General features: G+C 65.9%; 11 protein-coding genes and 1 pseudogene. 4 read left to right on the top strand and 8 right to left on the bottom strand.

The features are described from left to right. Positions 1-126: 126 nt before the first annotated feature. Positions 127-714, bottom strand: coding sequence for a TetR/AcrR family transcriptional regulator (locus tag Bequi_RS09700; protein ID WP_249737732.1), 588 nt, complete (start codon positions 712-714; stop codon positions 127-129). A gap of 160 nt (positions 715-874) precedes the next feature. Here Bequi_RS09700 and Bequi_RS09695 point away from each other — a divergent pair, with 160 nt between their 5' ends. Continuing rightward, a complete protein-coding gene (locus tag Bequi_RS09695; RefSeq protein ID WP_249737731.1) occupies positions 875-1309 on the top strand; it encodes a hypothetical protein in 435 nt (144 codons plus the stop codon). Between the two features lie 17 nt (positions 1310-1326). On the opposite strand, the gene Bequi_RS09690 is transcribed toward Bequi_RS09695, so the two are convergent. The 6 genes from Bequi_RS09690 to Bequi_RS09665 form a co-directional block, all read right to left on the bottom strand. Next, entirely contained in the window at positions 1327-2049 is a 723-nt protein-coding gene (locus tag Bequi_RS09690; RefSeq protein ID WP_283774884.1) for a class I SAM-dependent methyltransferase, read from the bottom strand. Continuing rightward, complete coding sequence (locus tag Bequi_RS09685; protein WP_249737729.1) at positions 2042-3190, bottom strand: FAD-dependent monooxygenase; 1149 nt, start codon at positions 3188-3190, stop codon at positions 2042-2044. The genes Bequi_RS09690 and Bequi_RS09685 overlap by 8 nt, the downstream gene beginning before the upstream one ends. A gap of 355 nt (positions 3191-3545) precedes the next feature. Continuing rightward, complete coding sequence (locus Bequi_RS09680) at positions 3546-6260, bottom strand: helicase C-terminal domain-containing protein (protein ID WP_249737728.1); 2715 nt, start codon at positions 6258-6260, stop codon at positions 3546-3548. 484 nt (positions 6261-6744) lie between these two features. Next, positions 6745-7128, bottom strand: coding sequence for a hypothetical protein (locus Bequi_RS09675; protein ID WP_249737727.1), 384 nt, complete (start codon positions 7126-7128; stop codon positions 6745-6747). 2 nt (positions 7129-7130) lie between these two features. Then, a complete protein-coding gene (locus tag Bequi_RS09670) occupies positions 7131-7871 on the bottom strand; it encodes a hypothetical protein (protein WP_249737726.1) in 741 nt (246 codons plus the stop codon). Positions 7872-7925: 54 nt separating this feature from the next. Beyond that, entirely contained in the window at positions 7926-8138 is a 213-nt protein-coding gene (locus Bequi_RS09665) for a hypothetical protein (RefSeq protein WP_249737725.1), read from the bottom strand. Between the two features lie 993 nt (positions 8139-9131). On the opposite strand from Bequi_RS09665, the gene Bequi_RS09660 reads away from it, so the two are divergent. Beyond that, a complete protein-coding gene (locus Bequi_RS09660; protein WP_249737724.1) occupies positions 9132-10013 on the top strand; it encodes a type II CAAX endopeptidase family protein in 882 nt (293 codons plus the stop codon). Positions 10014-10141: 128 nt separating this feature from the next. Next, a pseudogene (locus Bequi_RS09655) lies at positions 10142-10396 on the top strand (transposase); the annotation flags it as partial. Here Bequi_RS09655 and Bequi_RS14435 read toward each other — a convergent pair. Continuing rightward, positions 10359-10502, bottom strand: coding sequence for a TIR domain-containing protein (locus tag Bequi_RS14435; RefSeq protein ID WP_430623112.1), 144 nt, complete (start codon positions 10500-10502; stop codon positions 10359-10361). The pseudogene Bequi_RS09655 and the gene Bequi_RS14435 sit on opposite strands and share 38 nt — an antisense overlap. Positions 10503-10650: 148 nt before the next feature. Between Bequi_RS14435 and Bequi_RS09650 the strand changes: the two genes are divergently transcribed. Next, complete coding sequence (locus Bequi_RS09650) at positions 10651-11901, top strand: IS256 family transposase (RefSeq protein ID WP_249737723.1); 1251 nt, start codon at positions 10651-10653, stop codon at positions 11899-11901. Positions 11902-12044 lie beyond the last annotated feature (143 nt).

Here is a 12044-nt window from a genome sequence, read left to right as displayed (position 1 = left end):
TCCATCGAGGCTGCGAGAACGGTGTCCACCGGTCGACGTTGACCCGGCCCGAGTTCCTGATCGGCCCGCCTCCTGCATCGCGCCAACGTGCGCGCTGGGGCAGGGTCGGTTGTCTCTGGGTGTTGTTCAGTCGCCGAGGGCGAGAATGGCCGTGCATGAGGCGCGGACCGCGTCGTCGAGCCACGGGGGCATGGTGATTCCATGGCGGACGTATCTGTGGACGAGGCCGTACCCGGTCTCCTGGCATGCGACGGCGACGAGGGACAGCGTGTCTGTGTCGGTGCGTCCGAAACGTCGCTGAGCGAGGTCGACCATGGCTGTTCTCACAGTGTCGTTGACGTTCCTGACCTCGTCGCTCAGCGGGCTCGGTACGAGTTCGACGAGATCGTGCTGTCGGTAGAGCGTCATGGCGATCGCGTCGAGCGGGTTCTGCCTCGAGAAGCGCGGGATGTGCGCGGCTGCCTCCTCGGCGGCACGACCTGGGTCAGGAAGGGTCAGTGCCTCCAGCAGGCCGACGTGGAACCGCTGCACCGATCGCAGCCACAGGGATCCGAACAGGGCATGGCGGGACGGGAAGCGGTAGTAGATGGAGTTCGGGGGGGTCCTGAGTCGATCGGCAACCTCGGCGACCGTCGCGTCTCGCCAGCGGAGCGCCACGACCTCGGCGGCCTCGTCGAGGATCCCGTCATGGGTGAAGCGTGCTGGTCTTGCCATGCCAACCATCCTGCCGTGCTAGTTTTTGACTATGGAAACAATAACCCCTGCGGCGCCGACACCGCCCCTGCACCAGGTGCTGGCCGGCTTTCAGTTCTCGGAACATCACAGCGGGATCGTGGAAGCTCCTCCAGCTGTGGTCTGGGATGCGCTCAAGCGGATGCATTGGACTGATCTCAGTGCGACGCGCCCGTTGCTGGGAATCCGCCGGCTTGCCCCCGGCGTCCTGGGCGACCGCCTCGTGGAGACCTTCACCGAGCGCGCCGGGGCCGTTCTCTCGGAGGACCCGCCGGATCGCCTGCTGCTGGTCATGGTGGGCAAGCCGTGGTCGCTCGTGCCGCAGCACGCCCCGGTCGACTCGCTCGACCAGGTCCAGTCCTTCACGGAGCCTGGCTGGCTCAAGTACGGGATGGAGTGGGCTCTGCACCCCGTCGAGGGGAACAGAACACTCGTCGAGACTCGCACTCTGTGCGAGTCCACGGACAGGTCGGCCCGGCGGGCGTTCGGCGCCTACTGGAGGGTCATCCGGCCCTTCAGCGGGCTCCTCCGGTGGGACATGATCAGCACCCTACGCCGCCTCAGCGCATCCACCTGAGAGAACTGGTGCTGCTGTCAGCTTCGCTTGGTCGCCCAGAAGACAGTCAGCATGCCCGCCAAGTAGCGACGGTAACCGCACTCACTGAATCCAGCCTGCCGGAGTGCCTCGACGACCTCGTCGGGCGAGACGAAGGCAAGTGAGGAGTCCTGGAGGTACTCGTAGTCCCCCGGCTGGCCGACCATCCGACCGACCATCCTGGGCCAGAACGATGTGACTCGTGCGGCGATTCGTCCCGCGCGCGTGGGCGACCCGGGGGACGTTTCCAGGGCGACCAGTCGTCCGCCGTCAACGAGGATGCGGTGCTGCTCTCGCAGGCCGGCTTCCAGGTCGAGATAGCGCAACAGGTATCCGTGGGTCACCACATCAACCGAGCTGTCCGGGAAGGGAAGGTTGTGCGCGTCCATGCACGCCCACACAATCGGGCGCCCTGGTGAGCGTTCCCGCGCCTGTTCCAGCATGGCCGGCGTGAGGTCGGCGCCGATCACCCGACTGTCGGGCTCGGCAGTCAAGGCATCCCGTGCCAACTGCCCGGTCCCCGTGGCCAGGTCCAGCACGACGTCGCCTGGCCGAAGTCTGGATCGCCGCATGATCTCCCGGCGCCATAGTCGGCTCAGCCCCAAGGTCATCGCTGTGTTGCCGATCTCGTAGCGGGGCGCGACGCGGGTGAACATGTCCCGAACCTGCGTAGGGGTCAGTCGTCGGCCGGCGGCCCGGCGCCCAGAGAGCGCTTCACCCATCAACGACGTCCCACGCCTGAAGCTTCACGGCGGCCTCATCCAGCAGGCGGTCCGGCGCCCAACCGATCACCGTGTTACGGATGGTGCACCCCAGCGGTGTGCTGATCTGGGTCACCCTGCCGATGCGGCTCGAGCGGCTTGCCACGACCCGGACACGCGATCGTCTCGCAACGTCCCACTCCTGCAGTCGGAACCCCACCTCCTCCTGGGAAGGGCGGACGCTCCTCGCAACCGGCGAGAGTTGGTGCACCAAGAGCGCTGCGTCCTCCAGGGCCTGATTTGCGCCCTGGCCAAGGTTGGGTGTCATGGCATGGGCCGCATCACCCACCAGCACGGCCCGCCCCTGAACCAGGGACGGGCAAGGAGAGCGCATCTCCGTGATCGGGTGACATGCCACCCGATCGTCATCCGTGGTCGCGAGCACGGATCCGACGTCGGGCAGGTCATATCGTCCAAAGGCTTCCCGGACCGCAGCGACCGACGCCTCTGGAGGCGAATCCTCCGAAACTCGAAGTGTCGCGAACCAGTACATGCGTCCATCCGGCAACGGCGCCAGCCCGAACAAGCGCCCGTGCCCCCAGATCTCGCCCAACCCACCGACCTCGACAGGGCCGCGGGTGAGTCCCCGCCAGGCGTGAACGCCGACGTAGCGCAAGCCCGGGTCGTGAGGCCAACGCGTTCTCAGGAGGCTCCTGGCGCCGTCTGCCACAACAACCAGGTCGAAGCCCCCCTCGGAGTGGCCATCCGCGAGAGTGACCTGGCCAGTCTCCACCGCCACGACCTGACGTCCGTACTCCACGCGATCCTCCACAGGTGCGCGCAGCACGGCCGACAGAGCTTCGCGGGCAACCAGATGGGTGCTCCGCGTGACGTCGGGGCCGAACCGTGAGATCCAGCGCCCCTTGTGGTTACGGATGCCACTTGTCACCCGGGGCGCAGCGGCCGGCGAGAGAGCCCTGGTGGCAGCGCCAAGCCCCAGACGATCCAAGGCTCGCAAGCCGTTCTCGAACAGGGACAGGGCGAAGCCGCTCGTCATCGCAGCCTCAGATCGCTCGAACACCCGCACGTCAGCCCCCGCACGCAGCAACCCCCCGGCGACGGCCAGCCCGCCGACCCCAGCGCCCGCGATCGCGACCCTCACGAGTTCCACCCACGGCTACGCTGGAATCCCACCCGTGGCACGGCCCCCGAGCGGTGGACCCCTCCCCTTGTTTTTGAGCTCATGATCACAAACTAGCGCAAGGATCCGTGGAAGTCCTCATCGGCAAGGAGGATCCGCCTGGGAGCGAGCTGGTCGGCCCGTGCGTAGAGCGCTGCGAGCTCGACTTCACCACCCCGCTCGAGCTGTTGATGGCGACGGTGTTGTCGGCCCAGTCCTTCCCGGTAGCCGAGGTGTCCGATCCGCACCCCACCAGGCGGAGGGTCTGTCCGATTTCCGGTGTAACTGGCATCTGGCGTTCTAGCCAGCGGCCTCCGCGACCACGCTGAGAGGAGAGTCAGTCGCGGTCGGCGACCTGGCGGCTGGTACGGGGTGCGTCTGATGACTCTGTCGGCGTCTCGCCTGCATCCTGTACTCCCGGGCTCCCTTCTTCCGCTGCTCTGTCTAGCTCCTCGCGCCGTGCACGCTCCGCCGCCTTCGCCTGTTCGGAATGGGGATTTAGTACGAACGCAGCGCTGGGTTCGGGGCTCGGCGCCTGGTAGGTGAGCGCGTTGCGCCCGACGAGGTTGTTCGCGATCAGGTGCTGTTTCACGGCGTCGACGCTTGTCCAGTTGTTCCCGACGGCAATCGCTCGTGCGAATGTGAGCACGCGCTCCCGGATCGAATCGACCACCGCCTGCTCCAGAACCACGGTGTTGGGCGCCGGCGTACCGAGGGGATCGTAGAACCGGGATGGGTGCACCAGAATCGAGACGGCCGTGCAGTCGGCACCGTAGTTCTCCCGATGCCAGTTGATATGCCCGGACGCCTGGTCCAGCTCGGACTTGATGATCCTGGCATCGTCGCGATGGACGCCGGTCTTCAGCTCGATCAGCAGCTGGGTCGTGTCGGACACCGACCAGATCCCGTCGGGGCCGGTGTTGTAGCGCTTGTCGGGTCGTTCCGCCTCGAATCCGAGGTGGAAGCCAAGGTCTTCGAATGCCTGCTCAGCGGCGTCGACGGCCACCCGATCACGGTCATAGACGATCGCGTCCAAGATCGTCGTGAATGCAAGGACCAGCTCGACACCGGAGGCATACTTTCGGGTCAGGTACGCGCTGGCGGCGTTGGCCTGCGCGGTGCTAGGTCTGAGCACGCGAACCGGGATGGCGGTCACCGGCATCATCACGTTGATGTTCGCCAGACGAGCTTCTTGCAGGATGGTCTGAGCACGGTCGGGGTCGTAACGATGCGCGTACGCCGCAGCCTCCTCTTGGTACCACCCCCGTTCGTAAGGTTTCAGCGCTCGGATACCGTCGGTGAGAGTCTGCTCCGCATCGTGCGGGCGGCCTGCCCGGGCGAGGTCGAATCCTTTTCGGCGCGCGATCGCGACATCCGTGACGCGACCGGCTCGGTCGTACTCGACTCCTGCCGTTGCAGCGCGGCTGAGCCGTCGCCACTCCGAGTCTCTGCTGAGGAAGAGGATCAGAGCGTCGCGGACGCCGGAGAGTCCCTCGCCCTGGATCTGCCCGGCAAGCTCTAGGCTCAGGTTGATCTGGGCGCGGGTCGCGGGCGAGTAGTGCTGTCGGGCCGCCGGGGATCGCAGCGAGAGCGCAAGAGTGCTTCCCAGCAGCAGTACTGCGCAGTGGTCCTCGGCGTCTCGGATACCTCGGCCCATGCCCTGCTCGATCCGCTGGGTCTGCCGGGCCGCGAACGTGTCCGTACCTGCAAGCGCAGCCGCCGCCCGCGCGTCGCCCGGACTGAGCGGAAATGGCACCCCATCAATGACCAGCAACCGACACGCGTCGTCCGGCAAGTCGACCCCGTCGTACTTATTGACGAGCACCACGACGCCGAGCCATTCCCCCGCCTTGAGGCGATCGACTGCCGCATCCAGATCACCGACCCGGTAGGTGTGATCGGCGTACGGCGCCCACTCCGTCGCGCGCTTGTCTGAGGGAACCAGGACGATCACGTTGATGCGTTGGGATTCGTTCTCCCCGCCCCCGGCTACCCACTGGCCCCTTGAGAACTCCTTCACCATCTCCCGGACGGCGTCCTCACCCAGCGATGGGTTCAATGCCAGTGGGGCGAGAATTAGCCGGTCGCCAAGGTCGGCAGCACGATCAGGGGTGACCGGAGTCAGCACATCTGCGGGATCCGCTGCAAGGTCGGTGACGAGCACACCGTCATCGGAGAGGGTTGCGGTCAGATACACGCGGCGTGTGGCGTTCCTGAACGACGGAATCAGTTCGATCGGGGCGCAGGGCGGGGCGATCTCAATCGCATCGCTGGTGACCGTTGCGGTGCATAGGTCCAGCACCGGCGACGTGAGAGGCCAGGAGAAGTAGATCCACTTCTCCTCCTGGTCACGACCCAGCGGGTCCAGCAGCGCCCTGACACGGTCCTGTTGCGCTGTCCAGGTCCAGAAGGGAACGCGCAGCGGAAGGCCGCCAAAGCCGCCGTCGATGGCATGCCAGGCCGATGCGCTCTGTTCCTTCAGCGATTCGGCGAAGACGTCGAGTAGCTCGCGGTAGACCGGCTTCGCTCGAGGTATGGTGACCGTGAACTGCTGCTTGGCGATCGCAAGAGCGGAGTGGGCGTCATCGACGACGACCACTCCCAGCGGCACTGTCGGTCGGGCGCCTCCCACGACACCAAACACGCTGCGTCCGTTCACGAGCTTCTGCAGCGTTGTCACCAGAATGGCTTTGCTTGCGCGGAAGTCCTCGCTCTGAAAGTCGTCGACCGCTGCGATACCGAGCGCGCTGGCCTCTTTGAGTACTTGGGAGGCCAGGTACGTGTCAGGGGCAAGATAGACGGCAGGCCCCACCCCTTCGTTGAGGCTGGACTGCGCGATGAGCAATCCGACGACGGTCTTTCCTCCGCCGGTGTTCTGCTTGATGACGACGTCTCGTTGTGCGCGCTTCTGGTCGTGCCACACTTTCAGAACCTCGCCCTGTTCCAGGCGCAGACGTGGCCACGGCGTGTTTGGGAGCGCGTCGAAGATATCCCGTGGATTGGTCACCGGTTCCCCGGTCCGGTTGCCCAAGCGCTTCAGATCGATCGGCACGCCCACTCCCTACTTCCGCGCAGGTGCCCAGAGCCCCTTCGGGAGATGGCCCCACCACGCTGATCGCTCGTCACGAGCCTACTGTCGCACAACGACATCGTTCACCGCGCCTCGCCCACGTCGACGACGTTAGCTCCCTGTGGCTGTGTGGGAGGGGACAGACCGGACGAAGCTCGCCGTGAAGGCCACGATGCGCGGGTCCACAGTGTCCACGGCGAGGAAGCTGGGTCCGGTAACCATGGGGATTCCGCAGAGCGCTCCGGGCGGACTCATCGCTACCGGTTCGGTCAGCATTGAGTTCTCTCTCAGCCTTCGGCCGCCTACGTGCGAAATGGGTCGTCAGTGCGTTCGATGAAGCCGTGGGTGGGGCAGAGCCAGACGAGGGCGATGCTGTCGTCGATGTGTCCGGGCTCGAGCGGCTGCCCGCAGGCAGGGCAGTCTCTCCCTGGCGGGAGTCCGTAGTCGTCCAGTGCCGTGGGGTCGCTCATCGGGCGGGCTCGCTCCGGAGTCGGTGCTGTGTGTGCGTTGCGCAGAGCGTCCAGATCCAACCGTGCAGAGCGACCTGCTGACCGGGTTCGCCGCAGTCCTCGCAGATGCGGGCGCTCTCGTCTTCGGCGTCCCGGATGATCTCGTTGAAGGTCATCTGGGTGTCGACGTCCTCCGAGTCTTCGGGGCGGGCGTAGTAGCGAAGCGTGCCGTACTTGGTCTTGCATTGCTCGAGGACGTAGCCGGGCGATAGGCGGGCGAGCTGCGTGTCGAGGCGCGTGATGAGCTCAAACCATCCGGGGCCGACGTCGACGGTCTCGCCCCAGGCCTCTCCGAGCCGATCGGCGATCGTCTGGACGTTTGGGGGTAGCTGCGCGGTCATGTTCAGAGCTGTGCCGGCGGATCGGCGGCGATCGACTCGGTTTCGTTGATGAAGGCGAGGAAGCGCTGGCCCTTGTTCAAAGTGCGCGGGGCGAAGATGCCCTGCGCACTCATCGTCGTCGTGAGCGGGATGGAGGCCAGGCCGTTGCGGTCCAGATCGGCCGCAGCCTGCTTGACCGGGCCGTCCCAGACCTTCTGAGGGACGTTGAAGGCGGAGCCGAGGGGGCCGTCGATGCCGCCCATCATGATGTTCGCGTGCTGCTGGTAGAGATCTCGTGCTTGGAGCCAGCCGGCGGGGTCTGTGAAGTAGTGCAGCAGCCAGATATGGAGAGCGTCGAACTCGTCGACCAGCCGGGTGAACTGCTCGCGCTCGGTCGCGGCGAAAGGTGCCCAGCTGCCGCCGTTGGCGACCGCCGCGGCGAGCCGCTGTCGCTTCTGCTGGCTGGCGGTCTCGGCCGCGGCGCGCTGTGCGCGGGTCACCGCGGCGATGAAGTCGTCCGAGCCGACGATGTCCTCGATCGTGGTGGTCTCATCGAGCTGCTCGATCGCGGACGTGAGGGCGCGGGCGATCGCGACGTTGAACTCGTGCTGACGTTGCGCCTGTCGGCTCTCAAGCGCGTGCGCGAGCGTCTCCGCCGCGAGCGGGCCGAGGACGGGGACCATCGACAGCGCCGCCTTCCCCGCGAACGCGAGCGTGTCTTCCGCGGGTTCATGCGGCGGGACGAGGGCATCGAGATTGGTCATAGTCCCATGATGGACGAAGCCTCAGACGCCGCGACCAAACAGCGAAGCGGAACGTCACCAGGTGCGGGTGCTCAACGCGCTGTAGCGGGCGTTGCTGGCCGCCGCCGCATCGGCCCAGCGCGTCGCGGCGGTGACGTGCAGGCCGGTGAGACGGGCGATCACGGGGGCCGGGAGCTCCTGTGCGAGGGCGGCCAGTGCGCCGGCACGGGCGTGGCGGGGTCGGATTCCGAACACCGCGAGCCGGTCGGTGAGAGCGTCGCGAGACAAGGGCGAACCGTGGCGCTGTCCAGGAAAGAGCCAGTCCACTTCGGCAGTACCGAGGGCCGTGGGCGACCATCTCACCTCACAATCACCGATCAGGGACGAACTGCCCTCGACGCCGCATGGCCATCGATCGTCGCCCTCAATGAGCCCGCTAACCTGCAGCTCACAGAGGATGCAGCGAGCTCTCTCGCCGCACAGCTCGCCCAACTGCGTGAGAACCTGGCCACGACCGGACCAGCGACAGCGCCTCGCTGACGACGTCGTCGAAGCCGCAGCGGTCGTCGTGGATCACCGTCACATAGCGGTCACACAACGCCGCTACCGAGCTATCAACTCCACAGAACAATCTTCCCGAGACGGGTGTCGCGTTTGGGTATACCCAACTGGGCCGTTTCTCGATCACTTTGCGATCCCCTTCATCGGCCGCCATCCCGCCACTGGCCACTAGCCACTAGCCACTAGCCACTACACCCTCATCTGCGAAGAGCCACTTTTGCGATGCATCTGTCGCATTGGGTTTACCCAAAAGGGGTTACCTACCCGATCACGCCGCACCCGTCCGGCTCCCGGGCATACTGGCCAGCATGGCCGGTCGTCCCCCACGGTTCTACGCTCTCGGAGCCCCCATCATCCTGTCCTGACCAAATCCTCCGACGACACCCCGCGGCCCACCCTGACCCCGTTCGATGGAGTGCGAAGCGCCCCGGACGACGGCCCACTCCCCTTCGACGCTACCGCTGTCTCCGACGAGTAACGCACCGGGAAACTCTTGCGGATCTGTGCGAGCTGGCAGTCGAGTTCACAGGCGAAGTCTTCGTCGCCCGTCACGACATGGCCGTTGCTGGTACTCCCCCATCGTGTCTGGAGCGGCTCGCTTACCTGGGGGGGGTTATCCCCCTCTGAAGTCTCCTGATGTCCGGGTCCTGCTGTCGGGAAGTGTTCTCTACCGTCAGGACTGCAATACGAAATGCGCCCGCCACTCCTCAGGAGCACCCGATGTTGTCATCATCCTCCGCCAGCACACCGCTCAAACCCACCTCCGCCATGGTCGATCCAGGGCCATCGGCACCGGACTTTCGGCGTGTCGCAATCTTCATGGCAATCGCCATTTTCCTGTCCTCCGCCCTGTCTTTACCGCTTGCCCTTGGCCTACTACCCGAGGTGCTCCTTACGCTGTTGGTCCCCCTCGCCCAGCTCGCGCCACTCATCGCTGCTCTATTCGTGCGTCGCTCTGGAACGCACCTGCGTACCGAACTAGCCCTAGCGGTTCCGTCGTGGAGCCGGCTGCTTCTCACCGTCGCCGTTGCGGTTGGGCTTTTCTCATTGGTTCCGACTGTCCGGTTCTTACTGGGCATCGCGATCGGTGTGCCATCGATGTTGGAGGCACTGCCCCCCGTCCTGGTCGCAGTGCCCATTGTGCTGGTGATGCAAAGCGTCTTCGCCATCGGGGAGGAGGTCGGCTGGCGTGGCTGGCTACACGGTCAATTGCGTTCACTCGGTTTCTGGCCGATGGCGCTCTTGATCGGCGCGATGTGGGCCGTTTGGCACCTCCCCGTCCTCATTACGCTCGGGCTCGATGGACGATCGATGATCACCTATCTGGGTACCATCCTCGCCGCGGCGCCGCTGCTCTCAGCTCTGCGCGACTACTCCGGCACCGTGTGGGCCGCCGTCCTCGGGCACGGACTGTTGAACAGTCTGCGCGTAGCCCTCGAGCAAAACACTTTGGGCGTACCCACCCAGATGCAGGCGTGGGTCTTGGACATCGGCACCTGGGTGCTATGGATCCTCGCGGCCTGGCTTCTCCTACAACTGAGGGGCCTCGCTCGAGTGGATCACCCCGGGTCTGGTGGCGACTCTGATCTCACGGGAGGATGAGAACCATGAACCGATCCAGGTTCGCTGCTGCTGCCTTGCGGGTATTCGAGAGTCAGGTCGCTCGCGGCCTCGTCGAGCCGGTGTGAATCGGCCCGGGTTTGATGCCGCTGCTGTTTGAGTCCGGAAGGATGGACAAGCAGCCGTGGAAGATCGATCCCCAGCTGCGCGCGAGGTGCGTGCGGCTCGTGCGGGACCACGCCCAGGAGTACCCCACCCTGACCGCTGCGACGGCCGCGGTCGCCCGCCAGGAAGGCGTCTCTCGCGAGTCCGTGCGGCGTTGGCTGGCGCAGGCCGAAGTCGACGACGGAACCCGGCCCGGCGTCACCAGCGACGAGTCTGCCGAGGTCAAGCGGCTGAAAGCGGAGAACAAGCGGCTACGCGAATATCGTCAGGGGTTGCTACCAGCACAGCAAAGTCGCACTTGTGAGCCTCTGCGATCAGTGAGTCGAGAGTGTAACCACCCCGTTCGAAGACGCCTTGTCCCCACATAATCGGCTCGCAGGCAGGTAGCAGCTCCAGTTGAGTCCCGCATAGTGGTGTAGCGCGGTGGCTGCCGTGATCGTCTCTGACGAGGACGCGGTCACCGTGTGATCCTTCGAGAAAGCTCTCTACTTCTCACTCGAACGGAGTCATCACGATGACCGCTCCCCACATTGTCGACCCTCACGGCCTGCTCGGTGAAGCCCTGGCCGAAGCCTCCCCCGATCTGATGCGCACGATGCTGCAAAGGATCATCAACGAGCTGCTGTCCGCGGACGCTGACGCGGTCGCCGGCGCCGAGTACGGCCGTTCCTGTCCCGACCGAACGGCTCAGCGCAACGGCTACCGCCACCGTGATCTCGATACCCGGGTCGGCACGATCGACGTCGCCGTCCCCAAGCTCCGCACCGGCACCTACTTCCCCGAGTGGCTGCTCGAGCGCCGCAAACGCGCCGAATCCGCCCTGATCACCGTGATCGCGGACTGTTTCCTCGCCGGCGTCTCCACACGCCGCATGGACAAGCTGGTGAAGACCCTGGGCATCAACTCGCTCTCGAAGTCACAGGTCAGCCGCATGGCAGCCGATCTCGACGAGCACGTCGAGCAGTTCCGCCACCGCCCCCTGGACGAGGCCGGTCCCTTCACATTCGTCTCCGCTGATGCACTGACGATGAAGGTCCGCGAAGGCGGCCGAGTGATCAACGCCGTCGTCCTGCTGGCCACCGGCGTCAACGGCGACGGCCACCGCGAGGTCCTCGGCATGCGGGTGGCGACCTCCGAGACCGGCGCCGCGTGGAACAGCTTCTTCGCCGACCTCGTCGCCCGCGGCCTCGCCGGGGTGCGCCTGGTCACCTCCGACGCCCACGCCGGACTGGTCGAGGCGATCGCCGCGAACCTGCCCGGCGCGTCCTGGCAACGGTGCCGCACCCACTACGCCGCGAATCTGATGAGCATCTGCCCCAAGGGCATGTGGCCGGCCGTCAAAGCGATGCTGCACAGCGTCTACGACCAGCCCGACGCCGCCGCGGTGGGCGCCCAGTTCGAGCGCCTGCTGGACTACGTCGGCGAGAAGCTCCCCGCCGTGGCCGGGCACCTCGACGCCGCCCGCACCGACGTCCTCGCGTTCACCGGGTTCCCCAAGGACGTCTGGGTCCAGATCTGGTCCAACAACCCCACAGAACGCCTGAACCGCGAGATCCGTCGCCGCACCGACTCGGTGGGCATCTTCCCCTCCCGCGAGGCGATCGTCCGACTCGTCGGCGCGGTCCTGGCCGAGCAAACCGATGAATGGGCCGAAGGACGCCGCTACCTCGGCCTCGACGTCCTCGCCCGCTGCCGCCTCACCGTCACCACCACCAACCCCGTGAACGAGGTGAGCACCGAAGCCCTCCCCGCCCTGACAGCCTGACCCCTCTCAACGAAGGACCGCTACACCACTTCCAGGGACTTGACCCGGAGAAGTTGGAAGTGAGATCTCATGAGAGAGCGGTCTACAGCAACCTCGTCTCTCAGAGATGTTGCGCATCTGCGGATGCATCATGCGCGTTGCAG

Source organism: Brachybacterium equifaecis, from assembly GCF_023509525.1.
Classification (GTDB): Bacteria; Actinomycetota; Actinomycetes; order Actinomycetales; family Dermabacteraceae; genus Brachybacterium; species Brachybacterium equifaecis.
This window is presented reverse-complemented; position numbering and strand designations above follow the sequence as displayed.